The sequence below is a fragment of the Rhizobium leguminosarum genome (assembly GCF_004123835.1).
Taxonomy (GTDB): domain Bacteria; phylum Pseudomonadota; class Alphaproteobacteria; order Rhizobiales; family Rhizobiaceae; genus Rhizobium; species Rhizobium leguminosarum_M.
In genome coordinates this window covers 301,141-326,466 of record NZ_MZMU01000018.1, presented here as the reverse complement: position 1 = coordinate 326,466, position 25,326 = coordinate 301,141, and the positions used below count along the sequence as shown (strand labels likewise).

The following is a 25,326-nucleotide window of genomic DNA, read 5'->3' as shown; positions in this document are numbered from 1 at the left end:
GCACGTCAGGAAATCGGCTATTTCGCAATTGTCATTTGGTGTTTGACGCCGTCTTCTGGAGCTCGAGGAGAAGCTCGATCAACTTTGGAGCCATCTCCCTTATTTCCGAAAGGTGGACGGCGCTCAGTCTCGTTAGAAGCGCATCCGCCTTGTCCGTCAGAAGAATCGTCTGGCGGCGTCTGTCGGCCGGATCGGCATGGCGTTCGACCAGTCCGGCATCCGACAACCGCCCGACAAGCTCGGTCGCCGTATGCGGCGCGATGATCAGCCGCTCGGCCAACATGCCGATGGTCATGGCTTCGCCGCGTTGTCCTTTGATCGCCAAAAGGGCCTGATGCTGCTGCGGGGGCAATCCCTCCGACTGGGCGGCGGAGGCGCTGAAGTCCATGAACTGGCGAAGCGCGAATCTGAGGTCGGAGAGAGCCTCGTAGTCCTCCTGTCTCAGCGGCGGCGCGGTCTTCTTCAAAGCTATTCTCCTCTGCCGCAACGGCTGCCAACGTCGGCAGCCCATGCCGCCATCATCGAATAGATGGGCAGTCGCCAGCCGGTCAAGTGAGGCATCTTCATGGGACATTTTCGTCTTCATGCTTTCACCCATTGATTTATATCGTATCACGATATATTGACGCGCCTCAAGCGTATCCATTTCCGGCGTATCAGAGGCTTCCATGGCGCAGCATCCAACCGGCCGCACGATTTCACGGGCGGTCTTTCCCGGCGCGAGGCCGGCGATTTCACCACCGACCGGCGGGTCCTCCTCCTGGTCGGCATGTCCATCATTGTCGGCACCGCCGGCGCGTTTGCCGCCTGGTGTCTCGTCAACCTCATCGCGCTGGTGACGAATATCATCTGGTTCGGAGAAATCGGCATCCAGCCCGCCTCGCTGGCGGCCGTGCCTCGCTCGCTGTGGGTGGTGCTGGTTCCGCCGCTCGGCGGACTTGTCATCGGGCTGATGGCGCGCTTCGGCTCGGAGAAGATCCGTGGCCACGGCATTCCCGAGGCCATCGAGGCCATCCTGATCGGCGGCAGCCGGTCGCCGAAGGTCGCGGTCCTGAAGCCGTTGTCCTCGGCGATCTCGATCGGAACCGGCGGGCCGTTCGGCGCCGAGGGGCCGATCATCATGACCGGCGGTGCGATCGGCTCGCTGTTCGCACAATTCTTTCACATGAGTGCGGCCGAGCGGAAGACGCTGCTGGTCGCCGGTGCGGCCGCAGGCATGACGGCCATCTTCGGTTCGCCGATCGCCGCGGTCATGCTGGCGGTCGAACTGCTATTGTTCGAATGGAAGCCGCGCAGCTTTATTCCCTTCGCCGTTGCTGCCTGCGTGTCGATCTGCTGGCGCCCGCTGCTGTTCGGCACCGGCCCGCTGTTCCCGACCCACTTCCAGGTGGCCTTGCCCTGGTGGGGGATTTTCGCCTGCGCGGCGATGGGGATCATCTCCGGCCTGCAATCGGGATTGCTGACGACGCTGCTCTACCGGATAGAGGACCTGTTCGAGGCCTTGCCGATCCACTGGATGTGGTGGCCCGCGCTCGGCGGTCTCGTCATCGGTCTCGGCGGCCTGATCGAGCCGCGGGCCATGGGAGTCGGCTACGACGTCATCGATGGCTTGCTCAACAACCGGCTGCTCGCCCCGGCAGTGATGTCGATCCTGCTGGTAAAGACCATTATATGGCTGTTTGCCCTGTCGTCGGGCACTTCCGGTGGCGTGCTTGCTCCGCTTCTGATTTTCGGCGGCGCTCTCGGATGGCTGGTCGGTCGATCCCGGCTTCTGGGCGCTGCTCGGAATGGCGGCGATGATGGGGGGAACCATGCGCGCGCCGCTGACCGGAACCTTCTTTGCGATGGAGATCACCGGTGACGTCAGCACGCTCGTTCCGCTGCTTGCCGCAACCGTGGTGGCCTATGCCGTCACCGTCCTTCTGTTGCGCCGCTCGATCCTCACCGAGAAGATCGCGCGCCGCGGTCAGCACATCACCCGCGAATATGGCGTCGACCCATTCGAACTGTGCCGCGCAAGGGAGATCATGATCAGCGATGTCGATACGCTTCCCGGCACCATGACGGTGGGAGAGGCGTGCGACTTCTTTGCCTCGCAGCAGAAAACGCACCGCATCTATCCGGTGGTCGACGCAGCGGGCAAATTGGTAGGCGTTGTATCGAGTGCTGACGCCCTGCTCTGGCAGGGGAATCGGGACCTCGCCAGTCAGACGCTTGCGGAAAACGTGACGGACGGTTCCGTTCCTGTAGGGCACCCCGACGATACGGTCGCATTCATCGCCGACCTGATGCTGTCGACGGGCGACGGACGCATTCCGATCGTCGATCCCACCTTGGGCAAGCTGTGCGGCCTGATCGCCCGCAAAGATCTGCTGCGGCTGCGCAGTTCCTACAGGTCGGCGGAACTGGATCGGCGCCCGTATCTCACCGCGGGGTCGAAGCGCAAGTCGCGATAGCCGTTTCCGGATATCAATAGCTGGACCCGCTCAGGCATCAGCCTCACTTTGGCCGGGTCGGGGCATGGTCGAGGCCGGCGGCGGCCTTCTTCAGGCAGTCGAGGTAGCGGTCGCGGTTGGCGATGCCATCGTCGCGCGGCGTGACGAGGCAGAGCGTTGCGGCTGCATGGCCTTCCTCGCCCCGCACCGGTACGGCAAAACAGTGGGTGAAGCTGTCGACGATGCTGTTGAAGGTGAAGAGACCTTCACGCTCGGCCTGGCGCACCTCGGCGATGAAGGTTTGCGGCTCGAGCCATTCGCCGTTCGGCAGGCGGAAATCCTGCGGCGGAATGAAGTTCAGGATTTCCTGATCCGACAGATGCGCGACGAGCAGGCGGCCCGAGGCCGTCCACGGGATCGGCACCGACTGCCCGACATCCGTCGAAATGCGGAACGGGCGTGCGCCTTCGCGCATGCGAACGACCGTGTATCTGTTTCCATCCAGCATGCAGAACTGCGCCGTCTCCCGCGTCTCGTCGGCAAGCTGTTCCAGCGCCGCCTCGCATTCGCGGGTGAAGTCGAAATGGTTCTCATAGGCTGCGCCGAGGAAATACAGTTTGCGGCCGAGATAGACACGCCCCTCGCCGCCGGTGAATTCCAGGATGCCATTCTGCAGCAGCAGGTTGACGAGTTCGTAAACCGATGAGCGCGGCGCGCCGATCTGCGCGGCGATTTCATTCGGCTTCAAAGCCTGCCGCTTCTGGCGCAGGAAATCGAGGATCTCGAAGGCGCGGTCGAGGCCTCGGGCGCGCTTGCCGGCTGCTTCGTCCTGAACTGCATCCATTGCTATCGATCCCTTTTTGTCCGGCCAAGCTTTTCAAGCCGTCTGCCGCATCTGTCAATCGATCCCGTCATTCATCGCGAATGAAATTTTTGCACCCCTCTTGCGAGGTAAAAAAATCGGCATAAGATCGCTTCGTCCGGTATATAGATCACATGTACGCTATATTGGACATTGATGGCAAGTCGTCAACGCTGCCGCACACAAAAAAGGGGATCGACATGAAGAATCTTGAAAACGGCATTTCCGCTTCGCTACGCCGCCGCCTTCTCGCGGGTGCCGCCGCTGCGGCGGCGCTCGTCGTCTTTTCGGCCGGCACGGCCTCGGCCGCCGCCAATTGCATCAAGGGTGACCGGAATGCGCCCTATACGATCGGCTGGGCGAACATCTATTCGGTGCCGACCTGGATGAAGCAGACCGAAGGCACCATCACGGCTGAAGTGGAGGAGCTGAAGAAGGCGGGCCTTGTGAAGGACCTGATGATCACGGACGCGCAAGGCAACGCCCAGACGCAGATCCAGCATATCCAGTCGATGATCGACGCCAATGTCGACGCCATCGTCGTGATCGCCGGTTCCTCCAACGCGCTCGACCGCGTCATATCAGATGCCTGCGACAAGGGCATCGCCGTCGTGAATTTCGACAGTCTGGTCAATACCGACAAGGTGACGGCGAAGATCAATACCGATTCCAACGAATGGGGCGCGACCGCTGCCAAGTGGATGGTCAGCCAACTCGGCGGCAAGGGCAAGATCATCATCATGAACGGCCCGGCCGGCATTTCGGTGAGCGACGACCGCCGCAAAGGCGCCCAGCCGGTCCTCGATGCCAATCCCGGTCTCCAGGTGATCACCGAGACGAACACGGAATATAACGTCGCCCCGGCACAGGAAGCGATGACCAGCCTGCTCTTCGCCAATCCCGAAATCGACGGCGTGCTGTCGCTCGGCGGTGCGCTATCGGCCGGCTCGGTGCTGGCCTTCGAGCGCCAGGGCCGCGACCAGGTGCCGACAACCGGCGAAAACGCAAGGCAGTTCCTGGAGCTCTGGAAGGAGAAGGGCCTGAAGGGCTGGGCCACCATGCAGCCCAACTGGCTCGGCGCGCTTTCCGTTTACACTGCCGTGGAGGCGCTGGAAGGCAAAGACGTTCCGGCCTTCGTCAAGGTGCCGCTGCCTGTCATCGACGACAGCACGATCGGCAGCTACCTCGCACGGGCCGACAAGTTCCCGGCTGACGGCTATATCTACTCGGACTACGATAAGGCGCTCTTCGACAAGCTGCTTGCCACCAAGTAATCCTGGGTTGAGGAAAGCCGTCATGACGGAAGAAAGACCCCTGCTGGAAGCCCGGCAGGTGTTCAGGGGATTTTTCGGCAATCCCGTTTTGAAGGGCGTCGATATCGCCCTTCTGCCGGGCAGGGTCCAGGCCCTGCTCGGCGAAAACGGCGCCGGCAAGTCTACGCTGATCAACCTCCTGTCCGGGGCTCTCAAGCCGGACGGTGGTTCCATCCTGGTCGACGGCAAGCCCGTCGGGCGCTTCAGCCCGGCGGCTGCGCGCGCGGCGGGTATCGCCGTCGTTCAGCAGGAGCTGAGCCTCACGACCAGTCTGTCGATTGCCGAAAACATCGGGCTCGGCGCCTTTCCGCGCCGGTTCGGTCTCATCGATTACAAAGCGCTCCATCGCGGCGTGTCAGATGTCTGCGACATGGTGGGGCTCACCGAGCCGCTCGACATGCCGGTCGCCGATCTGGCACTCGGCCGCCGTCAGATGGTGGAGATCGCCAAGGCACTGTTCCGCAAGCCGCGTGTGCTCATTCTGGACGAGCCGACCTCATCGCTCTCCGCGCACGAAGCCGGCATCCTTGCCCGCCTGATCGAGACGCTCAGGGACCGCGGCACGGCACTTCTCTATATTTCCCACCGCCTCAATGAGGTGCAGGCGCTCTGTTCGCATGTCACGGTGCTGAAGGACGGCTTGGTCACCGCCGACCAGTCGCTGTCCGGCATCGACGGCGAGGGCCTGGTGCGCCTGATGGTCGGCCGCGAGACCGGCGACCTGTTCCCGCCGCGCCTGGCGGCGGCACCCGGGGCGATGCGCATCAGCGTCGAAGGTTTTTCCGCCGGCATGGTGCGTGACATCGGCTTCTCCGCCCGCGCCGGCGAAATCGTCGGTATCGGCGGGCTGGTGGGACAAGGGCAGGAAGACTTGCTGCTTGGCCTTTACGGCGCGATTCCAGCCTCGGCTGGTCGGGCGGAGGTATCCGGCAAACCCGCCCTGCCCGCCCATGTCGGCGAGGCGAATGCCGCGGGCATCGTCTATGTCCCGGCCGACCGTAAGCATGAGGGGCTGGTGTTGCCCCACTCCATCGCATCCAATCTCATCCTGCCCTCGCTCGGACGGCTTGCCCGCAAGGGCTTACGCGACCGACCGGCGGAAAACGGCCTGGTCGCCGATCTCGCGCGCCGGCTGACGATCAAGGGCGACACGGCCCGCGCGGTGCAGGCGCTTTCCGGCGGCAACCAGCAGAAGGTGGCGCTCGCCAAATGGCTGCCGCTCGATCCCTCCGTTCTGCTGCTCAACGATCCGACGCGCGGCGTCGACATCGAGACCAAGCGGGAAATCTACCTCATGCTCCGCGCCTTCGCCGCCGAGGGGCGGCTCGTCATTCTGGCCAGTTCCGATACGCCGGAGCTCGTGCATCTCTGCGACCGTGTCGTGGTTCTGCGCGAGGGCCGCGTCGCCGCGGTGCTGTCGCAAGATGAAATCAGCGAAGGAGCAATCGTCGGCGCAGCCATGGGCATCACGGCCACGACGCAGGGAGAGGCAGCATGAGCACAAGTTCGTCATCCCGGCTCTACGGCTCGATCCAGCTCCGCCGCAACCGCGGCCTTGCCGGCCTCTATCTGGTTGTCGCTGCCTTTCTCATTCTCTATGCGCTGCTCTTTCCCGGCATCCTTTCGATCGGCGGCTTTTCGAAGTTCACGCAGAACTGGTTCCCGCTCGCGCTCGTCACCATGGCGCAGGCGCTGCTCATGCTGAACGGCGGCATCACGCTGGCGATCGGTCCGCTCGTCAGCCTTGGAGCGGTGATTGCCGCGACGACGATGGATGGGGCGCTCGGCGTGCCGGGTGGCATTCTTGCGGTCTCGCTTGCAGGTCTTTCGATCGGTGCCGTCATCGGCGCCATCGTTACCTATCTGAGGCTGCCTGCAATCATCGTCACGCTCGCCGGCTCCTTCATCATCGGCGGGGTCGCACTCATCCTGCTGCCGCGGCCGGGCGGGTTCATTCCCGATTGGCTGTCGACGGTACTGGCCGGCCACACGCCCGTCGCCTTCCTGCTGCTCGTCGTGATCCTGGCGCTCTGGAAGGCCTTTCTCGCAACGCCGCTCGGCCTCGGCATCTACGCTGCCGGCGACAATCCGGTCGGCGCGTTCCGCTCCGGCGTCCCGGTCGAACGGGTGAAGGTCGCAGCCTTCGCGCTGTCCGGTCTTCTCGCCGCCCTGACCGGTCTCTTCGTCGCCGCGCAGACCGGATCGGGTGATCCTGTTATCGGCACCCCCTTCACGCTGAACTCGATCGCCGCCGCGGTGCTCGGCGGCGTGGGTTTCCTCGGCGGCAAGGGCACGATGCGCGGCGCGATCTGCGGCAGCCTGCTGCTCTCGGTGATGATCAACGTCATGTTCTTCCTGGGCTTCCCGCCGGTCGCCCAATATGTCGCTCAAGGCCTGATCATCGTCGGCGCGGTCGCCGTGCCGGAGCTTCTCGGGCAATGGAGGGCGAGGCGATGAACATCATCAGGTCCGCGTTCCGCAATCCGTCGCTCCTGACCTTCCTTCTGGTCGCGCTCGTCTGGATCGTCGCAAGCTTTACGTTGCGCGGTTTTGGCGCCTATGGCCACCTGCGCTACCTGCTCGAACTCGCCGCGGTGATCGGCATTGCCGCTGCCGGGCAGACGCTCGTCATCCTGATGGGTGGCATCGATCTCTCCGTCGGCGCGGTCATCACCGTCACGGCGATCCTGCTGCCGCTGATCTCGCCCGCCTGGGACCCGACCGGCCTCGCCGGCATCGCGGCGGCCCTTGCCATCGCCACCGGCATCGGCCTGATGAACGGCGCCGGTGCTGCCTATCTTCGCGTGCCGCCGATCATCATGACGCTTGCCATGGCGACCTTCCTGCAGGGCCTGCTCGTCATCGTCGCCGGCGGCAGCGCGGTCACCGTCAGCAACCCGGCGGTCATTCTGCTCGGGCAGGCGCGGCCGTTCGGCATTCCCTCGGGCATCATTCTGTGGCTCGTCGTCTCGATCGTCGTCCTGCTGCTCGTCCATCGCATGCCGATCGGCGCCCGCTTCCTGGCGCTTGGGGCGAACCCGCTGGCGGCTCGGCTTTCCGGCGTCAGCGTCACCCGCAACACGCTGATCGTCCACACTCTGTCGGGCTTTTTCGCCGGGCTCGCCGGCATTCTCGTGCTCGGCATGAACCGGCAAGGTTATGTCGGCATCGGCGACCCCTACCTGCTGACCTCGATCGCTGCTGTCGTGCTCGGCGGCACCTCCATCCTCGGCGGCCGCGGCACCTATGCCGGGACCATTCCAGGGGCGATCCTGCTCGTCACGACGACGGCGCTGATCACCGTCGTCAATGCCTCCCCCGGCTGGCGCTCGATCATGTTCGGCACCTTGATCCTCGCTCTTCTGCTCGTTTCCGGCCGGGAGGCGCGCCGATGACGGAACTCTATGACGGGCCGGTGATCGACCCGCATCACCACCTCTGGGACCTTAAGCTGGGACGTCATCCCTGGCTGCAGAAGACCGGAGCTTCCGGCGAGGAGATGGTTTTCGGAAGCCTCGCGCCGATCCTGCGCGACTATGGCATCGACGATTATCGCGCCGATGCTGCCCGCCAGAACGTGATTGCAACCGTGCATGTGGAGGCGGGCTGGTCCGTTGCCTACCCGCTGGAGGAGAGCCGCTGGCTGGACGGCCTCGACCGCAGCTCCGGTGTGGCGCATCGTTATATCGCGCGCGTGCCCCTCGACGGGCCGGACGCCATGCGCCTGCTCGAGGCGGAGGCGGCGAACCCGAATGTCGTCGGCATCCGTGATATTTTGAGCTGGCATCCGGACGCGGCGAAGAGTTTTGCTCCGCGCCGGAACCGCATGGGCGATCCCGCCTGGCGGGCGGGGCTTGCCCATGCCACGCGGCTCGGGCTGGTCTTCGACCTGATGCTCTATCCTTGGCAGATGAATGAGGCGCTCGAACTGGTGCGCGCTTTTCCGCAAACGCTTTTCGTGCTCAACCACGGCGGCAGCCCGGCCGACCGGACGGAGGACGGCATGGCGCTCTGGCGCCGTGGTCTGCGGGCGCTCGGCAGTGAGCCGAATCTGCGCCTGAAGATTTCCGACCTCGTCGCCTACGACAACGCGTGGACGCTCGAAAGCCTGCGGCCGGTGATCGAGCATTGCCTCGATTGTTTCGGCCCGGCGCGCGCCATGTTCGCGAGCGACTTTCCGGTCGCGGGCTTGCACGCCTCTTTCGACGAGGTCTATCAGGTTTTCCGCACGGTCGCCTCGGAGCTCTCTTACGACGAGCGACGTGCCCTGTTCTTTGCCACCGCCAACGACACTTATCGCCTCGGCATCGCCGACCCGGCCGAGATCAGGAGTGGCTGCCATGTCTGACCTTCATACCGCGACGGAAAACGTGCTGATCGACGAGCGGGTGCGCGGCTTTCCGCCGGGCAATCCGCCGCTCCCGCTGGATGCAATCGGCAAGCAGGGATGGAAGCCCTATGACGGCAGGATGGCCCTGCCGCTGATCTCGCTCGACCGGCAGGCTTTCTCGGGCAATGTCGAACTGATGATGGCCTATGTGAAGAGCCACGGTGTCGACATCGCTCCGCACGCCAAGACACCGATGTCGACGGCGCTGGCGGAGGCACTTCTGGGGGCAGGCGCCTGGGGCACGACGGTCGCCGATATCCGCCAGGCCGCCGTCCTGCTCAAGGCGGGACAGCGCCGGCTGATCCTCGCCAACGAGATCGGCGGGGCCGCCGCTGCCCGCCGGCTCGCGGCCCTGCTTGCCCACTATCCCGATGCGGAACTTCATATTTTCGTGGATTCGACCGCGCTGGTCGAGGCTCTTCGCTCCGCCTGGCAGGAGCGTGTCGATCTGCCGCCCCTCGGCCTGCTGGTGGAGTTCGGTGCCGGCCGTGCCGGTGCCCGCAGCGGCGACGCCGCCGAGGCAATTCTCGACACGATCCTTGCCGTGGAGACGCCGTCCTTCAGGCTGACCGGCATCGCCGCCTATGAGGGTGCGGCGGCGACCGCCAATGCGGAAGAGACGATGCGTCGCATCGACGCGCTGATGGCGGTGACATCCGATTTCCTGCCGAAGGTGCGCGCCCGCATCGGCGACGAGCGGCCGCTCCTCGTCACGGCCGGCGGCTCGGTGTTTTTCGACCTTGTGATTGCCAGGCTTTCAGCCGCCGTTGCGGCCGATCCCGCCTGCCGGCTGGTGCTGCGCAGCGGCGCGATCTTCTTCCACGATCACGGCATCTACGAGCGCGGCCTTGCCGGCCTCGATGCACGCGGCGGCTTCCGCATCGGCGGCGAAATGGTTTCGGCGGCCGCAGCTTTCCGTCCGGCGCTGCGGGTCTGGGCCGAGGTCTTGTCACGGCCGGAGCCGCGGCTTGCGATCTGCGGCATGGGCATGCGCGACGTGGCGATGGATCAGGGCATGCCGCGGCCGCTGGCGCTCTATCACAATGGTGCGTATCTCGCCGATCTCGCGGGCGCCGAAGTTTTCCGCCTCAACGATCAGCACGCCTTCGTCGCGCTTGCCGACGGCAGCGACGTCGCGGTCGGCGACATCATCGAGTACGGCATCTCGCATCCCTGCACCTGCCTTGACCGGCATACCATCCTCTACGGCCTCGACCCGGACCATTCGGTGACGACAGCCTATCTGACCAGCTTCGGCTGAACTCTCTCTCCAAAAGCAAGAAAAGGAAAACCCGCAATGATCCAGCGTTATCAGAAAGGTTCGCGTATGAGCCAAGCCGTCAGCTACGGCGGTCTCGTTTATATTGCCGGCCAAGTCGCGGAAAATCGCAAGGCTGATATCAAGGACCAGACCCGCGACGTGCTCGGCAAGATCGACGCCCTCTTGAAGGAGGCCGGCATCGACCGCTCACGCCTCATCGCCGTCAACGTCTTCCTGCCGGCGATCGTCGATTTCGAGGCTATGAACAGCGTCTATGATGACTGGATCGACATCGAAAACCCGCCGGCCCGCGCCTGCACCGAAGCTCGTCTCGCCGATCCCGATCTGCGCGTCGAAATGACCGCGATCGCCGCGCTCTAGCGCATCGGCCCGAAAATCGGAATCGATTTTCGGAAAGCACGATGCGTAAGTTGAAAGTGTTACAGCCTCCTTTGCGCTCCCAATAAGACGCGCGGCGCTGTAACGGCATCGCAACCGCCCGCACTGGAGACATCATGCATAGCGGTCTCGTCAATCCGATCGACTTTTTGCGCGAGGGCCGGCAGGCCAGCCACCTCGCCATTCCCTATTCGATCGACCGTTCGCCCTATTATCAGATCCGCATTCCGATCCTTCGCCTGAAAAATGGCGAGGGGCCGTCTTTGCTGCTGATGGCCGGCAATCACGGCGACGAGTATGAGGGTGAACTTCAGCTCGGCCGGCTGATGCGGCTGCTTGATGTCGCCGAAATCCGCGGCGCCGTCACTATCCTGCCGATGGCGAACCTACCGGCGGTGATGGCGGCCAAGCGCTGCTCGCCCTTCGACGGCGGCAACCTCAATCGGGTGTTTCCCGGCGATCCCACCGGCTCGCCGACGGCGCGGATGGCGCATTTCCTCGAACACGAACTTTTTCCGCGCCATGACGTCGTGCTCGACCTGCATTCGGGCGGCACCTCCATGGCGCACCTGCCCTGCACGCTGATCGAGCGGCAGGCCGATGCCGCCCGCTTCGAACAGTCCGTTTCGCTGATGCGCGCCATGGGTGCGGCGCATGCCTTCATCGCCGATAACGGGCCGACCGCACCGACATCGATGGGGGCTGCGGCAAGGGCCGGAACCATCGGTCTTTCCGGTGAGTTCGGCGGCGGCGGTACCGTGACGCCTGAGACAATGGGTTTCACGGCGGCCGCGATCGACCGGCTGCTCGTCACACTCGGCATCGTGAAGCGTCCGGTCCTGTCACGCATGCCGTTCGCCGAGCCCGGACCGTTGCAACTGCTTTCGCTATCCCGGCACAGCCAGGGCATCTATGCGAATCGCAGAGGCTGGTTCGAGCCGGCCGCAGCCCTCGGTGCCACCGTTTCCGCCGGAGATCTTGCCGGATGGTATCATGACCTCGAACGCCTGGAGCAGCCGGAGGAAGAGCTGCGCTTTGCCGAGAGCGGCATTGTCATTTCCCACCGGCTGCATTGCGACAGCCAGGCCGGCGACTGCCTGATCCAGGCCGCCGAACCCATCGCATCCTGAGGTGCGCTGATCTGCTCAAGCGATTGCGTCGACCGCTGTCTTGACCCAGTCGAGACGCTTTGCCGGTATCAGGCCGTAATTGTAGAAGTTCACGCCGTCAGCGCCGGCATCGACGGCAGCCTTGGCGCGTGCGGCCAGGATCGCCGGCCCGCTGACCTCGGGATAGAAGACGCGCAGGCCAACCCCGAGGAACTTGCCCGGTCCGATTGCCGCCCGGCCGGTCCGGATGACGTCGCCCACGGCATCCGGCTCCATGTCGTAGCAGCAGAGGATCGCCCCGTCGCAGAGCTTGCCGGCGGCGGCGAGATCGACGCCGCCGAGCCAGCCGTCCTTCAGGTCGATGAGCACGATACTGGTCGCCGGGTCGGCGGCCGCCTTGATCTCGCCGATCAGGCTGGTCACCGGTTCACCGCGCCAAGTGAGATAGGCATGCAGATCGGGATGGTCGTGGAAGGCATCGATGCCGGCTTCCGGGAAGTCCTGGAATTGCCGTTCCGGTATTTCCCGTTCGCAGAGTTCGGCGATGAAGCGCGCGACCGACCGGCGCGCGCCTTCGACCGGCACGCCGGCCTTTTCGGCGCGCGCCGTGCAATGGTCGCAGAAACAGAGCGACAGCAGGAAATCGTCTTCGGCATTCAGGCCGACACCGTCTTTCTCGTGATGGTATTCATGCGCGAAGCCCATGAAGTTCGGGCTCTCGAGTTCTACCATATCGGGCCGGTAGTTCGTCGTGATGTCGCGCACGAGGGTGACGACATAATCGCGCGCCGCCGGGCTGGAGGGGCAGAGATTGTAATAGTTGGGATTGCCGAAGGCGTTCCGCGTCACGTGATCGGGATGCAGCATGCCGAGGCGGCTATTGTGGAGGCAGACCGTCCAGCAAGAGACCTTGAGGCCCGTCGCATCGCGCGCCCTGACGAGCGCATCCAGCATGTCGCCGCGCTCAGTGACATTCTCAGCCATCAGCGGCCGGATCAGCTTATCCTGCCATAGGCTTTCATCCGGCCGGAAATAGACCGTTCCGTCCTCGGGGAAATAGGCCTTCTGCTGCGGGCTCCGCGGCTGGAGGAACCGGCCGGCGTGATAGGAGGCCGCCAGGCTGACCGTCGTCAGACCGGCGCGGTCGCGAAGGTCGGCGGCGAGTGCTGCAAGCCCCTGGTCCTGGATATCCCAGGGGTAAGTCCACATGGAAAGATGCATGGCGTGCTCCCGTCGAATCTGTCCACTTTATAGAACATGTGTCCATAATAGTGTCCAGACTGATCTGTGAGCGTGGGCACCTCCAGGCGCTCACGCCGAATAGCGGGAACCCATAGGTCGAGAGCCAAGTTCCTGTCTTTCAATCAAACGCGCGTTGATTGGCGGCATTCTCGTTGTAACGCGCGCGGGCCTGCTCGAGCCGCTCCGGGCCGCCGACCTGCGGAACGGCGACGTCCCACCAATGGCCACCTGCGTCGGTTCCGGGAACCGCATCGGTGTCGATCACCAGAACGCTCGGAATGTTTCGTTCCCGCGCGGCGATGATACGTGCCTCGAGTTCGGCGATGGACCCTATCTTTTCGGCATGGGCGCCCATCGAGGCGGCATGCGCGACAAAGTCGATCTCGGGCTGCACGTCGACATTGCAGTCCTTATACATGTTGTTGAACTCAGCGCCGCCGCACTCGATCTGGAGGCGGTTGATGCAGCCGTAACCGCGGTTGTCGGTCAACACGACGGTGAACGGCACCCGCCGCATGACGGCGGTTGCGAGTTCCGAATTGGCCATCATGTAGGAGCCGTCGCCGACGAAGCAGATGACCTCCTTGTCGGGGCGGGCGAGCTTGATGCCTATGGCGCCCGCCACTTCGTATCCCATGCAGGAGAAGCCATATTCCATGTGGTATCCGCCCTTGGCAGATTGCCACAGCACCTGCAATGCGCCCGGCATGGTGCCGGCTGCGCACATGACCACGGATTTTTCCGTCGCCACCCGCTGCACGGCGCCGATGACTTGCGCATCGGTGGGCAGGTTTCCAGGCCCGTCGGCTGCCGGCGCCGCCGTCACGCGCTCGACCGTTTGGTGCCAGTCGGTCCTGCTCCCGGCATCGACGCCGGCCCCGCGATACGCCTCGAGCGCCGCGGACAGGCGCGCCAGCGTGACCTTGGCATCGCCGACACAGGGCAATGCCGAATGCTTGGTTGCATCATATCCGGCAAGGTTGATCGAAGCGAGCCGGCGCGAGGGATTACTGAAGAGCGTCCAGCTGCCTGTGGTGAAATCCTGGAAGCGCGTGCCGATGCCGATCACGAGGTCCGCGTCGGCGCAAAGGGCATTGGCCGAAGCCGATCCAGTCACACCCGGCGACCCGAAATTCAGCGGGTGCTCCCAGCTATTGGCGCCCTTCCCGGCTTGCGTTTCGACAAACGGGATATGGTGCTTCTCCGCGAATGCGGCGAGTTCGGCCTCGGCCTGCGAATAGATAACGCCGCCACCGGAAATGATCACTGGCTTGCGCGCAGCCCGGATGGCATCGGCAAGATCTGTGATCTCCCGCGGATCCGGTTCGGGACGGCGGATGCGCCACACCTTCGGTTCGAAAAAGGCTTCCGGGTAGTCGTAGAGCTCTGCTTGCACATCCTGGCAGAAGGCGAGCGTAACAGGGCCGCAGCTGCCGGGATCGGTCATGACGGCCAGGGCGCGCGGCAGGCAAGTCAGGAGATGCTCGGGACGGGCGATCCGGTCGAAATAGGCCGAGACCGGCCGGAAGCAGTCATTGGCGCTGACCGTTCCATCATTCATATCCTCGATCTGCTGCAACACCGGCTCGGGGCGGCGATTGGCGAACACATCGCCGGGTATGAAAAGAACCGGCAATCTGTTGACATGGGCAAGTGCGCAGGCCGTGATCATATTGGTGGCGCCCGGGCCGATCGAGGACGTCACGGCCTGGGCGCGCCGGCGCTTCAGTGTCTTCGCATAGGCGATCGCCGCATGCGCCATGGTCTGTTCGTTCTGGCCCCGCCATGTGGGAAGGGCGTCGCCGATCCCATGCAGCGCCTCTCCGATGCCGGCGACGTTGCCGTGACCGAAGATCGCCCAGACGCCTTCGATGAAGCGCTCGCCATCCTCGGTCATCTGGACCGAGAGCCATTTCATCATGGCCTGCGCGGCGGTCAGTCGTATCGTTGTCATTCTGCTGCCTCCTGCACGCGCGCCCGCGCGCCGTCCCAGACCGTGCAAAGCCGGGAATATCGTTTCGCCATTTCCTCGACGGCCTCTTCATCACTGATCGAGCCCTCAAACCAGCCGCGGGCGACCGAGCCGAAGATTGTCCGGCCGACGGCAAATCCCTTGACGAGCGGGAAGCGCGCGGCAACTTCGAAGCTCGCCTTCAGCACGTCCTCCGGCGCATCCAGGCCGAGGACGACGATCCCTCTTGTATGACGATCGTTGTCCTCGATGGCGGCACAGACCTGCGTCCAGGCTTCGGGCTCGTCCATTGGTTCCAGCTTCCACCAGTCAGGATAGATGCCTTCGGCGTAGAAGCTGCGGATCAGCGTCGCGGTCGTGTCCGTAGTGATGCTTGCGACCTTGGAAGGGATGACTTCGAGCAGGAATTCCAGCTTGTTGCGGCGCGAGGCCACGTAAAGCCGCCGCACTTCCGCCAGTTGCCGGGCCCAGGTCGCTTCGTCGTCATCGGGGTGGCAGAAGCAGAGCACCTTGACGACGTTCTCGCGCGCCCATTCCGAAAGTCCCCCGCAATCGGGACCAAGCGACGGCTCCAGGGTCAGAGGCCGAGACCCCGGCCACTCGCAGGGTCTGCCGATCCAGAGGCCGGTCCCGGAGGCGGCGTGGAGTGCACGTCGGCCGATCCGTTCGTCGCAGAGGATTCCGTAGCCGGAACGCCCGTTCTGCACTTTGAGGGCCGCTTCAAGGCAAAGCTCCTTGAAGGCGCCGCCCTTCGACGGCGTGTAGCCCGCCATGCTTTCGAGCTGCATCCGGTGATCGAAGGCGAAGACGCGCATCTCGGGCCAGTCGCCATGGCGGTTGGTCGACCAGTGTATCTGCTCCAGCGCGGGATCATTGCGCAGGTCGGGGCGGGTCATGCCGCGCTCGAGGAAGAAATTCAGCTCCTGAAGTGACGGATAGGCCGGCGTGCAGCCGTGACGAGAGACGGCAAAAGCGCCGCAGGCATTGGCGTATCTGAGCGCGGTCGGCCAATCTTCGCCGTCAAGCCAGCCTTTCAGCAGCCCGGCGAAAAAGCCGTCTCCGGCGCCGAGAACGTTGAAGACTTCGACCGGGAAACCCTCGCCCGAAATGCCCTCGTCCAGATTATCCGGTATCGCACTTTCGAATGCGACTGCTCCTTTGGCGCCGCGTTTGCAGACGAGCGTCGCCGAAGTCACGGCGCGCACGGCCCGCAATGCCGCCACGGTATCGGTCGTCCCGCCGGCGATGTGGAATTCTTCCTCTGTCCCGACGATCAAATCGAAGAGATGAAGCGTCGTCTGGAGCTTTTCGGTCACCTGCCCGCTTGCCACATAGCGGCTTTCCCCCTCGCCATGGCCGGCCACCCCCCAAAGATTTGGACGATAGTCGATGTCGAGAGCCATCTTGGCGCCATGCTTGCGGGCAAAGCCGAGCGCCTTGAGCACGGCCGCTTCCGTGCGCGGATGGGAGAGGTGCGTTCCCGTCACCAACACTGAACGGGCGCTGGAAACGAAAGCCTCGTCGATATCCTGCTCGCAAAGCGCCATGTCGGCACAATTTTCCCGGTAGAATATCAGCGGGAAACGTTCCTCGTCCCGGATCCCGAGAATGACGAGCGCCGTCAGGCGCTCGGGATCCGTCACGACGCCCCTGCCGTCGACGCCATGCCGGGCAAGCTCCTCGCGGATGAACCGGCCCATATGCTCATCGCCCACCCGGGAGATCAGTGCCGACTTGAGGCCCAGTCGCGCCGTGCCGCAGGCAATGTTGGTCGGACTGCCGCCGAGATATTTTTCGAAGGATCCCATATCCTCCAGCCGTCCTCCGACCTGTGCCCCATAGAGGTCGACGCCGGCTCGCCCGATCGTGATCACGTCCAATGTCTTGGTCATGTCGGTTTCCTCGCAATAGTATTGAATTCGGTCATGGTGATCGGGTTGGGCATCGTCGGCCTCTTCACAAGAAACTACGAATGCAAGGGAGCGCGGGCGAACGACCGCCCGCGCCTGTCCATCAGCGGCTGATTGTTGCCTGCAGCGCATCGATGGAGGACTGGATGCCCGCCTCGGTCGACATGGTGAAGTCTTCCATCTCGAGGCTGACCCAATCGTTGTAGCCGACCATGCGCACCACGGAGAAGAACTCCTTCCACCATTGCAGGTCATGGCCGGCGCCGACGGCGACATAGTTCCAGCTGCGGTTGGCGACGTCGGTTACGTCCTTGAGCTCGAGCAGGCCGTTGACGTCGGCGAGGCCCCGTTCGATGCGGGTATCCTTGCCATGGCAATGATGGATGGCATCGCCCAGAGCACGGGCGGAGGCGATCGGGTCGGCGCCCATCCACATCAGATGCGACGGGTCAAGGTTCATGCCGACTTTCGGACCGACTTCGTTGCGCAGGCGGAAGAGGGTCTCGGGGTTCCATACGAGCATGGCCGAGAAGTTTTCCAGCGCATATTTTTCGACGCCGACTTCATCGGCAAGCTTGACTAGGCCGCGCCAGAGCGGGAAGGCCCGGTCTTCCCACTGATATCGGTCGCGCTCAGGCATCTCGTTCGGCCAGCTCTTGGTGTAGACGAGCCAGTTCGGCACCATGTCGCCGGGCGCGGCTTCCGGCAGGCCGGACATGGTGACGATCTTCTTCACGCCGATTTCGCCGGCGAGCCGGATGGTGTCTTCCATTTCCTTACGGTGGCGCTTGCCCATGTCACCCGGATCGAGCGGGTTTGCCGAGCAATTCAGCGCGGCGATTTCCAGGCCGCGGGCTTCGATTTCCTTCAACCTGGTCTTGAGCAGGCTCCTGTCGGCCAGCAGCTCATCGGCACGGAAGTGCGGCCCGCGCGACCAGCCGCCGCCGGTCATCTCGATACCCTCGACACCAAGTTTGACGCATTTGTCGAGCATGTCCGTGAAGGAAAGGTCGCCCATCACGTCGGTGCAGATCGATAGTTTCATGTCATTGTCTTTCTAAAAAAGGGTGTCGGGGACGCGCCTGGGAGGAGGATGGAGGAGATCCGACGCGCCCCTAGAACAGGATGATTTTAGGCATCGTCTAAAATATGAATCCTGTTCTAAATTAAAGGGTTAGAGCATGATGTCGCCCGAAAACCGCTCACACTTTTCGGCATCATGCTCTAGTCGATCATTTGAACTCGACCCAGGCCGAACCTGCGTCTGCCGAGCGGACGCAGTTTTCCAGCCAGCGCACACCTTCGGTGCCGGCTTCGATGCCGGGATAGTGATGGCCCTTGAGGAAGGCGTCGTCGCCGCGGCGTTTTGCGTCGATCGCCTGGGCGATCCAGAGGTAGATGTTCGCCCAGCTGTCGCCCAGGCCTTCGGTGTGCAGCGCGCCCATGCGATCGTAAGCGAGGCTTTCCTCTTCGAGGTAGGGCATGCCGTGATGCAAGGTGCGGTTCGGTTCACCCTGCACTTCGTAAATCAACTGGTCGGGATGGGAATCGGACCATTCGACGGAGGCCTTGGAGCCGACGAAACGGTAGCACTGCGAACCCATATTCCCGGCATCCACCGAGGACACCCAAAGACGGCCGCGGGCGCCATTGTCGTAATGCATGAGAACGGTCGCGTGGTCTTCGAGCGGCGCACGGGTCGGAATGAAGGCCTTGCGGTCGCAGAGCAGCTTTTCGATCTTCATATGCGGCAGCACCACTTCGGAGAGATAGTAGAGGTGTGTGCCGATATCGCCCAGAACGAAGGTCGGGCCAGCCGTCTTGGGATTGGTGCGCCATTTCACGGCTTCGCCGGCGCCCACATCGTCGCCCGCGTTGAAGCCGTGGGAATATTGCATGTCGACGATGCGGATATCGCCGAGCATGCCCTTCTTGACCATCGCCGCCATCTGGTGAACCAGCGGATGGCCGGTGAAACCGTAGGTGACGCCGACGATCAGGCCTTTCTCTTCGGCCAGCTTGGCGACCTCGTCGCATTCGGCGACGGTGAAAAACAGCGGCTTTTCGCAGATCACGTGAAGACCGGCTTCCAGGCACGCCTTGGTGATCTCGTAGTGGGTGAAGTTCGGCGTGGCGATCGAGACGACCTCGACACCGTCCTCACGCCCGGCCTCCTTGGCGATCAGCTCCTTATAATCGCCATAGCATCTGTCCGCAGCGACGCCGATCTTCGTGCCGAAGTCGCGTCCGCGCTCGGCGTCGAGATCGAAGGCTCCGCAGATGAGCCGGTAAGTGCCGTCCCGCTGGGCGCCGGTTCTATGCTTGTAGCCCACCTGCCCGGTGCGGCCGCCGCCGACCATGCCCCAGCGCAGGGGGCGCTCGATGGATCTTTCTCCGTTGATCATCTTCTGTCCTTCCAGGAATGATGTCTGTGATGTTTAAGCGTTCCGGGCAGAACCCGGTCGCGGTCGCTTGCGCCAATCGCCTGGCTGCATCGCGACCCGCTAGAGGGGCATCGCGCGTTATTTCGCGGTCCAGTACTTGTCGACGAAGCGCTGCATTTCGGCGCGCATGAACTTGCCGGAGTGGTCGGCCTTGTCCTCCCAGGCGAAAACGCATGCGGTCATGATGCCGTCGAACCCGATCTCCGCCAGCGTGCTGAAGAAATCTTCCCAGGGAACCTCGCCCTGGCCGATGTTCAGGTGCTGATGCACCCTGGCCTGCGTGCCCGGAGGGTTGAGGATGTAGCGGAGCCCCGAAGAGGCCTTGTGATTGAAAGTGTCGCCGACATGCACATGGGCGAGCACGTCCTTTGCTTCCCGAAGCATCGCCTTGGTGTCATCGCCGAAGTAGAAGGTATGCGGCGCGCAATAGAGGAACTTGACGTTCTTCGAGTTGACCGTCCTGATGATATCCAGCGCCGGCTGCAGGGTTTCGCACCAATCCTCGGGATGCGGTTCGACGTGCAGATTTATGCCTTCCTTTTCAAAGATCGGCACCAGTTCTTCCATCGAACGCCACCAGGCGTCTTCGCAGGCCTCGATCATGGAACCGGTATGGCAGCAGTAGCACGAACCCTTGTCCGGGTGGGGGCCGCGGCCGAATTCCGAGTTCATCGTGTCGACGCCGAGTTCGACACTGATCTCGATGGCACGCTTCCAGTGCTTGACGGCAGCTTGCCGCTCATTTTCATCGTTCGAGGCCCACCGGTACATCGGCAGGATCGAGGCAATGCCGACATGGGCATCGGAAAGCGCTTTCTTGAATGCCTTGGCGCGGGCCGGAAACACGCGTGGCGCCTTGAACCATTCGAGAAAATCGGCCCGCGGGCTGAGCTCTATCCACTCGTATCCGAGTTCAGCCACTTTCGAGGGCAAGTCTTCGAGTGAGAGGTGGCGATGCATAAAGGGGTCGATTGCAATCTTCATGGCTGTTACCCGTCCGATGATTGTGCTGGGCCATCCCGCCGGGGTAGGCGAGCTCTTTAGAGTTTCTGGAGTTCATCCGCGGCGGCGGTCGGTCAGACCGGTGGGGGATGTCCGCTATGCGCCGTCGAGTACGCTTCGATTTCGGCTTCGAGTTCGGCCATGGCCTCGCCTCCTGCCATCAGGTCGGTAATCTCTTCGCGCGTCTTTTCGCCCTTGCGGAAATCGGCCGCCTTCGCACCCTTGATGAGCACCGCGAAGTGGTCTCCCACCGTCATGGCGTGAATGACGTTGTGAGTGATGAAAATGACGGCGAGGCCGCGACGGCGCGCTTCCAGGACGATACGCAGCACATGCGCCGCCTCCTTGACGCCGAGAGCGGCGGTCGGCTCGTCGAGGATCAGCACCCGGGCGCCGAAGTGGACGGCTCGGGCGATTGCCAGGGATTGCCGCTCCCCGCCCGACAGACCGCCGATCAGGCGATCGCCATCGTCGATGCGGGTGATGCCGAACTCGCGCACGGCCTTGACCGCGATTTCATTGGCGGCTTTGCGGTCGTAGATTTTAAACGGGCCGAAGCCCTTGGTCAGTTCCCGCCCGACGAAGAACGAACGGCCGATGCTCATCAGCGGAAAGGTGCCGCCGAACTGATGAACCGTTGCGATGCCGAGGTCTGCGGCTTCGCGCGGATTCTGGAAGACGATGGGTTGACCTTCGAACTTCACCGCGCCGCTCGTCGGCTTGTAGACACCGGCAAAGGTCTTGATCAGGGTGGACTTTCCGGCACCGTTGTCACCCAGCAGGCAAAGCACTTCACCGGGATGGACGCTCAACGTGATGTCGTAGAGCACATCGATCGGGCCGAAGGACTTGTTGACGTTTTCAAGTTCAAGAATTGGGCCAGCCATGTCTCAGCTCTCACTTCTTCTTCTTGGGTGAATAGGTCAGCGCCATCTGACGGAACGTATTGTTCATGAGGACGGCCACGAGCAGCATCACGCCGATGATTAAGCTCGACCAATTGCGGTCGAAGGTCGTGAAATAGATGCCTTGGTTGACGACGGCGAAGGTGATCGTGCCGAAGAAGATCCCGATCACCGACCCAAACCCTCCGGTCAGCAGCACACCTCCGACGACGACCGAGATGATCGAGTTGAAGATGAACGTCATTCCGCCCGAAACCTGCGCGGAATTGAACAGAATGGCCTGACACATGCCCACGAAGGACGCGCTCATCGCCGAGAGGACGAAGAGGACCATCGTCAGACGGGTCGTCGGAATGCCGGCGTTGCGGGCACTGACCTTGTCTCCGCCCATCGCGAAAATCCAGTTCCCGTAAGGCGAGAAATGAATGAAGAAGATGAAGATCGCGGTGATGGCCACCCACCACAGAATGATCACCTGAAACGATCCGCCCAGGAACTGCCCGAAAAGGAACTTTGCCCAGGGGTCGGCCGTCAGCGCCACGCTCGTCGTGCCGGTTACGAGAACCGAGGTGCCAAGCATCAGGCCCTGTACCGCAAAGAGGGTGCCGAGCGTTACGATCAGCGAAGGCACGGCAGTGTGCACGACGAGGTAGCCGTTGACCAGCCCGACGATGAGGCCGAAGGCAAGCGCACCGAGCATTCCGACCCATATGGGAAGATCGTAGTAGCCCGAGAGGACCGCAACCGTCATGGAGCCGGCGGGGATCATCGCGCCAATCGAAATGTCGAGATCGCCTGCGATCATCAAAAGTCCGATGGGAAGAGCGATAATGCCGAGATTGGCGGCCACGTTGAGCCAGCTTGCGGCGCCGGCGGGCTCCAGAAACTTGGTGCTGCCGAATACGACGAAGAACAGGAGGACGCCGACAAGTCCGAGGAATGCACCCGCCTCGGGACGGCGCAACAGGTTGCCGAATGAAAGATTGTTCATATGCCTACCCCAGTTTGGGCGTGAATCTCCAGGCGCGCGGACGCGGTGGTCCGCACGCTCGATAAACTTCGACCCGCGGATATCCCGCGGGCCGGAGCCCGTTTCGAACGATCAGCGAGCGCCTTCCTTGACGCCGGCCAGGGTGGCGTCGATGTTCGACGCATCGACGATGCCCGGGCCGGTCAGCACCGGTGCGGTCGGCAGGTTGGTGCCGTAGTCGATATGCGCGGCGAGAAGCGAAACCCCCAGCAGCGACTGCAGGTAAGGCTGCTGGTCGATTGCAAAGGCCTGCGAACCATCCTTGATGCGGGCAAGCCCCGATGCGTTCAGGTCGAAGGTGCCATGCGCAACCTTGCCGACTTTGTTCGCCTGAACGATCCCGCTTGCAGCCGCATCGGCGTCGGAAGCGCCGACGTTGAGGACGCCGTCGATGGTGTCGTCCTGGAGCAGTGTCGCCTTGACGGCCTCGGCGATTGCCGTCTGATCGCCGAAGCTGGTCGCCGGCAATGGCAGTTGCTTGCCAGTGCCGCCCTTTGCGGCGATGCCGTCGATGACACCCTTGCAACGGGCCTCCTGGTTTGCCGCACCCGGGACCGTATTGACGCAAATGACATTTTTCGCACCCTTGGACGCGAAATATTCGCCGCCTGCCTTGCCGGCCGTGTATTCATCCGAGCCGACATAGTTGATCGCGCCAAGCTCGCGCGCTTTGTCGATGCTGCCGGCATTCATGAGGATGACTTTGATGCCCGCGGCGACGGCAGCCTTGATGGCCTCGTCCTCTGCCTCGGGCACCCAGTCGGGCACCACGATGCCGGTCACGCCCTGGCTGATGGCCGTGCGGACGAGCTGGGCAGCGTCAGGTCCGAGATTGTCGTAGGTCTGCAGCTGCAGATAGCTGACGGAGCCGCCATTCTTCTCGACGACGAGCCGGGCGTCATCGACGCCCTTCTTGATGCGGCTCCAGAATTCGTCATCGGTCTTGCCGCCAACGACAGCAATATTCGCGGCCATGACAGAAGAAGCGCCAAGAACGAAAACAGCGCCAGCCAGCAGCCCGCGTACGGCGCGCATTGAAAAATTCATGTGATTTCCTCCCAAAAAGGCGGTCGAGAGTAACAATTCCTCAAAGCAAGGCTCCCAACTCGCTGGAATATTTGTATCAACTGACTGCTGAAAATGGAATGCCTATTGCGTTTTGATGAAATTAATGTATCATTTCATTTCATCCGAAAATGGAATGAAATCTATCATGAAGAGACCGACCATTGCCGATCTTGCCCAGGCCTCCGGCGTCAGCATCGCCACGGTCAACCGCATCCTCGGAGGTACCGGCGCAGTGCGTGCGGAAACGATCGAGAGGGTACAAAATGCCGCGGAAGAGATTGGATTTTATGGCCGCGGCGTGATCGAGGATCGCAGGCAGCGGCTCCTGCCGAATTATCGTTTCGGCTTTCTTCTCCAGCAGTCGAGCCGTGAGCTCTACCGGCTGTTCGGCTCCAAGATCACGGAGGCGGCCGCGAGACGACAGCACGAGAAAGTCGTGGCTGTGGTCGATTTCGTCGATGTCCTCGAGCCACAAAATATTGCAGATCGTCTCGAAGCGCTTGGCAAACGCTGTGATGCAGTTGCTGTCATTGCTGGCGACCACCCGTTGATCGGGCAGACCATCCAATCCCTCAAGGAGAGGGGAAAGCCGGTTGTTGCCTATATAACCGATCAGTCCGCCCGGGATCGCGCCGGCTTCGTCGGCACCGACAATTGGAAACTCGGGCGGACCGCCGCATGGTTTCTGGCTCAGACCACGCCGATGCCGGGCCGGATCGCCGTATTCATCGGCAATCATCGCTATCAGTGCCAGGATGTCTCCGATGCGAGCTTTCGATCCTATATGCGCGAGCACGCGCCCCATCTTCAGGTGGATGACAGCAGGCCGACACATGAGGAGCCGCAGGAAGCCTACCGGATCGTCAGCCAGCTGCTTTCCGAACTCGATGACCTCAGAGGCATTTTCATTGTCGGAGGGGGAATTTCCGGGGTGCTGCGCGCTCTTCGCGAGGCACCCGTCGAAAAGCGGGACAAGGTCAGGGTCGTCTGCCGCGACATCGGCCCGGAAACGCGCAAGGGCCTGACGGAAGGCCTGATCATGGCGGCATTGTGTCATCCGCTGGATCAGATATCGGACGAATTGATCGCCACGATGATCGCCGCGCTGGAACACCGCGACAGCACAACCATCCTCCAGCGCGTGGTTCCCTTCGAAACGATTACGCCCGAAAGCGTTTGAACCGTCCGGTTTGCATAGGGCGGCTGGCCGGAAAGGCCAGCCGCCCTATAAAGTGGCAGGGCTGATAACTATTGCGGTGTCGCCTCAGATGTCGACGACGAGGCCCTTGGCTTTCAGCACTGGTTCGAGATTGCTGACCTCGATGACCGATTTGCCCTGCTTGTATGCCGCGATATAGCCGGCCTCGGCATCTTCGCGGGCCTGTGACAGCCTGGCGACTTCCTGCGCTTCCTGGCGGCGCACGACCACAAGGCCGTCAGCATCCCCGGCAATAATGTCGCCGGGATGGATGATTTCACCGCCGACGATGATCGTATCGTTCACCGCCGCAATGGTCTCCTTCACCGTCCCCTTGATGCAGACGCTGAGCGAGAAGACCGGGAAACCAAGTTCCCTGAGCTGAAGTGTGTCGCGCACGCCGGTGTCGGTCACGAGACCGCCGATGCCCTTTGCAAGGCAAGCATTGGCAAGCACATCGCCGAAGGATCCGGCCTCCTCGTACTCGCCGGCCGATACGATGATGATATCGCCCGGCTTTGCGTAGTTGATGGCGAGTTGCAGCATGATGTTGTCACGCGGCGCGCATTTCACCGTGAAGGCCGGACCGCACAGTTTCATGCGATAGTCGACGGGCTTGAGGCGGGAGGAAAGGGCTCCGCGGCGCCCTTGGGCTTCATGGATCGTCGCGGGTGAAAATTTGGAAACGGCGTCGATATCGGCTTTGCTTGGCCGTTCGGCGATATCTTTAATATGGATCACGGATGCCTCCCATCGTTGGCCGACGGCGGGCATGTCCCGCCGTCT

21 protein-coding genes and 1 pseudogene are annotated in these 25,326 nt (G+C 62.8%); 10 read left to right on the top strand and 12 right to left on the bottom strand.

The features are described 5' to 3' along the window. Positions 1-31 precede the first annotated feature (31 nt). Positions 32-466 (bottom strand): MarR family winged helix-turn-helix transcriptional regulator, encoded by a 435-nt coding sequence (locus B5P46_RS26315; RefSeq protein WP_129421288.1) that lies wholly within the window; start codon positions 464-466, stop codon positions 32-34. A 189-nt stretch (positions 467-655) separates the two neighbouring features. Here B5P46_RS26315 and B5P46_RS35575 point away from each other — a divergent pair. Then, positions 656-2,456, top strand: a pseudogene (locus B5P46_RS35575) (chloride channel protein). Positions 2,457-2,499: 43 nt separating this feature from the next. Here B5P46_RS35575 and B5P46_RS26305 read toward each other — a convergent pair. Beyond that, positions 2,500-3,279, bottom strand: coding sequence for an IclR family transcriptional regulator (locus tag B5P46_RS26305; protein ID WP_047612216.1), 780 nt, complete (start codon positions 3,277-3,279; stop codon positions 2,500-2,502). Between the two features lie 218 nt (positions 3,280-3,497). Between B5P46_RS26305 and B5P46_RS26300 the strand changes: the two genes are divergently transcribed. From B5P46_RS26300 to B5P46_RS26265, 8 genes are all read left to right on the top strand, one after another. Continuing rightward, positions 3,498-4,571: an ABC transporter substrate-binding protein gene (locus B5P46_RS26300; RefSeq protein WP_129421287.1), complete on the top strand. Its 1,074-nt coding sequence runs from the start codon at positions 3,498-3,500 to the stop codon at positions 4,569-4,571. Between the two features lie 22 nt (positions 4,572-4,593). Beyond that, positions 4,594-6,108, top strand: a complete 1,515-nt coding sequence (locus B5P46_RS26295; RefSeq protein ID WP_129421286.1) for a sugar ABC transporter ATP-binding protein — start codon at positions 4,594-4,596, stop codon at positions 6,106-6,108. After that, the gene (locus tag B5P46_RS26290) at positions 6,105-7,067 is read left to right on the top strand and encodes an ABC transporter permease (RefSeq protein ID WP_129421285.1); all 963 of its coding nucleotides are present in this window, start codon (positions 6,105-6,107) and stop codon (positions 7,065-7,067) included. The genes B5P46_RS26295 and B5P46_RS26290 overlap by 4 nt, the downstream gene beginning before the upstream one ends. After that, positions 7,064-8,005 (top strand): ABC transporter permease, encoded by a 942-nt coding sequence (locus B5P46_RS26285; protein WP_129421284.1) that lies wholly within the window; start codon positions 7,064-7,066, stop codon positions 8,003-8,005. Before B5P46_RS26290 ends, B5P46_RS26285 begins: the two co-directional genes overlap by 4 nt. Then, positions 8,002-8,958, top strand: coding sequence for an amidohydrolase family protein (locus tag B5P46_RS26280; RefSeq protein WP_129421283.1), 957 nt, complete (start codon positions 8,002-8,004; stop codon positions 8,956-8,958). Before B5P46_RS26285 ends, B5P46_RS26280 begins: the two co-directional genes overlap by 4 nt. Further along, positions 8,951-10,261: an alanine racemase gene (locus B5P46_RS26275; protein ID WP_129421282.1), complete on the top strand. Its 1,311-nt coding sequence runs from the start codon at positions 8,951-8,953 to the stop codon at positions 10,259-10,261. The genes B5P46_RS26280 and B5P46_RS26275 overlap by 8 nt, the downstream gene beginning before the upstream one ends. Before the next feature lie 36 nt (positions 10,262-10,297). Further along, entirely contained in the window at positions 10,298-10,642 is a 345-nt protein-coding gene (locus B5P46_RS26270) for a RidA family protein (protein ID WP_018246876.1), read from the top strand. A 134-nt stretch (positions 10,643-10,776) separates the two neighbouring features. After that, positions 10,777-11,790 carry a succinylglutamate desuccinylase/aspartoacylase family protein gene (locus B5P46_RS26265; RefSeq protein WP_129421281.1) on the top strand — a complete coding sequence of 338 codons (1,014 nt, stop codon included), beginning with the start codon at positions 10,777-10,779 and terminating at the stop codon, positions 11,788-11,790. A gap of 15 nt (positions 11,791-11,805) precedes the next feature. Here B5P46_RS26265 and B5P46_RS26260 read toward each other — a convergent pair whose 3' ends face one another. From B5P46_RS26260 to B5P46_RS26220, 9 genes are all read right to left on the bottom strand, one after another. Further along, on the bottom strand, positions 11,806-12,990 hold the full coding sequence (locus B5P46_RS26260; protein WP_129421280.1) for a hypothetical protein: 1,185 nt from the start codon (positions 12,988-12,990) through the stop codon (positions 11,806-11,808). Positions 12,991-13,129: 139 nt separating this feature from the next. Further along, the gene (gene iolD / locus B5P46_RS26255; RefSeq protein WP_129421279.1) at positions 13,130-14,965 is read right to left on the bottom strand and encodes a 3D-(3,5/4)-trihydroxycyclohexane-1,2-dione acylhydrolase (decyclizing); all 1,836 of its coding nucleotides are present in this window, start codon (positions 14,963-14,965) and stop codon (positions 13,130-13,132) included. Continuing rightward, on the bottom strand, positions 14,962-16,875 hold the full coding sequence (locus tag B5P46_RS26250) for a bifunctional 5-dehydro-2-deoxygluconokinase/5-dehydro-2-deoxyphosphogluconate aldolase (RefSeq protein ID WP_129421278.1): 1,914 nt from the start codon (positions 16,873-16,875) through the stop codon (positions 14,962-14,964). The genes iolD and B5P46_RS26250 overlap by 4 nt, the downstream gene beginning before the upstream one ends. 121 nt (positions 16,876-16,996) lie before the next feature. Beyond that, a complete protein-coding gene (locus tag B5P46_RS26245; protein WP_129421277.1) occupies positions 16,997-17,938 on the bottom strand; it encodes a sugar phosphate isomerase/epimerase family protein in 942 nt (313 codons plus the stop codon). 187 nt (positions 17,939-18,125) lie between these two features. Further along, the gene (locus B5P46_RS26240) at positions 18,126-19,298 is read right to left on the bottom strand and encodes a Gfo/Idh/MocA family protein (RefSeq protein ID WP_129421276.1); all 1,173 of its coding nucleotides are present in this window, start codon (positions 19,296-19,298) and stop codon (positions 18,126-18,128) included. A 117-nt stretch (positions 19,299-19,415) separates the two neighbouring features. Continuing rightward, complete coding sequence (locus B5P46_RS26235; protein ID WP_129421275.1) at positions 19,416-20,321, bottom strand: sugar phosphate isomerase/epimerase family protein; 906 nt, start codon at positions 20,319-20,321, stop codon at positions 19,416-19,418. Positions 20,322-20,413: 92 nt separating this feature from the next. Further along, positions 20,414-21,226 carry an ATP-binding cassette domain-containing protein gene (locus B5P46_RS26230; protein ID WP_129421274.1) on the bottom strand — a complete coding sequence of 271 codons (813 nt, stop codon included), beginning with the start codon at positions 21,224-21,226 and terminating at the stop codon, positions 20,414-20,416. Between the two features lie 10 nt (positions 21,227-21,236). Continuing rightward, positions 21,237-22,235, bottom strand: a complete 999-nt coding sequence (locus tag B5P46_RS26225) for an ABC transporter permease (RefSeq protein ID WP_129421273.1) — start codon at positions 22,233-22,235, stop codon at positions 21,237-21,239. A gap of 111 nt (positions 22,236-22,346) precedes the next feature. Further along, positions 22,347-23,321 carry a substrate-binding domain-containing protein gene (locus B5P46_RS26220; RefSeq protein ID WP_129421272.1) on the bottom strand — a complete coding sequence of 325 codons (975 nt, stop codon included), beginning with the start codon at positions 23,319-23,321 and terminating at the stop codon, positions 22,347-22,349. A 163-nt stretch (positions 23,322-23,484) separates the two neighbouring features. On the opposite strand from B5P46_RS26220, the gene B5P46_RS26215 reads away from it, so the two are divergent. Continuing rightward, positions 23,485-24,522, top strand: a complete 1,038-nt coding sequence (locus B5P46_RS26215; RefSeq protein ID WP_081250661.1) for a LacI family DNA-binding transcriptional regulator — start codon at positions 23,485-23,487, stop codon at positions 24,520-24,522. Between the two features lie 84 nt (positions 24,523-24,606). Here B5P46_RS26215 and B5P46_RS26210 read toward each other — a convergent pair whose 3' ends face one another. After that, on the bottom strand, positions 24,607-25,281 hold the full coding sequence (locus B5P46_RS26210; protein WP_129421271.1) for a 4-carboxy-4-hydroxy-2-oxoadipate aldolase/oxaloacetate decarboxylase: 675 nt from the start codon (positions 25,279-25,281) through the stop codon (positions 24,607-24,609). Between the last annotated feature and the right edge of the window lie 45 nt (positions 25,282-25,326).

Coding starts and splice junctions, on each gene's coding strand:
- B5P46_RS26305 (WP_047612216.1), bottom strand. CDS start 3,279: ATGGATGCAGTTCAGGACGAAGCAGCCGGCAAGCGCGCCCGAGGCCTC.
- B5P46_RS26300 (WP_129421287.1), top strand. CDS start 3,498: ATGAAGAATCTTGAAAACGGCATTTCCGCTTCGCTACGCCGCCGCCTT.
- B5P46_RS26295 (WP_129421286.1), top strand. CDS start 4,594: ATGACGGAAGAAAGACCCCTGCTGGAAGCCCGGCAGGTGTTCAGGGGA.
- B5P46_RS26290 (WP_129421285.1), top strand. CDS start 6,105: ATGAGCACAAGTTCGTCATCCCGGCTCTACGGCTCGATCCAGCTCCGC.
- B5P46_RS26285 (WP_129421284.1), top strand. CDS start 7,064: ATGAACATCATCAGGTCCGCGTTCCGCAATCCGTCGCTCCTGACCTTC.
- B5P46_RS26280 (WP_129421283.1), top strand. CDS start 8,002: ATGACGGAACTCTATGACGGGCCGGTGATCGACCCGCATCACCACCTC.
- B5P46_RS26275 (WP_129421282.1), top strand. CDS start 8,951: ATGTCTGACCTTCATACCGCGACGGAAAACGTGCTGATCGACGAGCGG.
- B5P46_RS26270 (WP_018246876.1), top strand. CDS start 10,298: ATGATCCAGCGTTATCAGAAAGGTTCGCGTATGAGCCAAGCCGTCAGC.
- B5P46_RS26265 (WP_129421281.1), top strand. CDS start 10,777: ATGCATAGCGGTCTCGTCAATCCGATCGACTTTTTGCGCGAGGGCCGG.
- B5P46_RS26260 (WP_129421280.1), bottom strand. CDS start 12,990: ATGCATCTTTCCATGTGGACTTACCCCTGGGATATCCAGGACCAGGGG.
- iolD (WP_129421279.1), bottom strand. CDS start 14,965: ATGACAACGATACGACTGACCGCCGCGCAGGCCATGATGAAATGGCTC.
- B5P46_RS26250 (WP_129421278.1), bottom strand. CDS start 16,875: ATGACCAAGACATTGGACGTGATCACGATCGGGCGAGCCGGCGTCGAC.
- B5P46_RS26245 (WP_129421277.1), bottom strand. CDS start 17,938: ATGAAACTATCGATCTGCACCGACGTGATGGGCGACCTTTCCTTCACG.
- B5P46_RS26240 (WP_129421276.1), bottom strand. CDS start 19,298: ATGATCAACGGAGAAAGATCCATCGAGCGCCCCCTGCGCTGGGGCATG.
- B5P46_RS26235 (WP_129421275.1), bottom strand. CDS start 20,321: ATGAAGATTGCAATCGACCCCTTTATGCATCGCCACCTCTCACTCGAA.
- B5P46_RS26230 (WP_129421274.1), bottom strand. CDS start 21,226: ATGGCTGGCCCAATTCTTGAACTTGAAAACGTCAACAAGTCCTTCGGC.
- B5P46_RS26225 (WP_129421273.1), bottom strand. CDS start 22,235: ATGAACAATCTTTCATTCGGCAACCTGTTGCGCCGTCCCGAGGCGGGT.
- B5P46_RS26220 (WP_129421272.1), bottom strand. CDS start 23,321: ATGAATTTTTCAATGCGCGCCGTACGCGGGCTGCTGGCTGGCGCTGTT.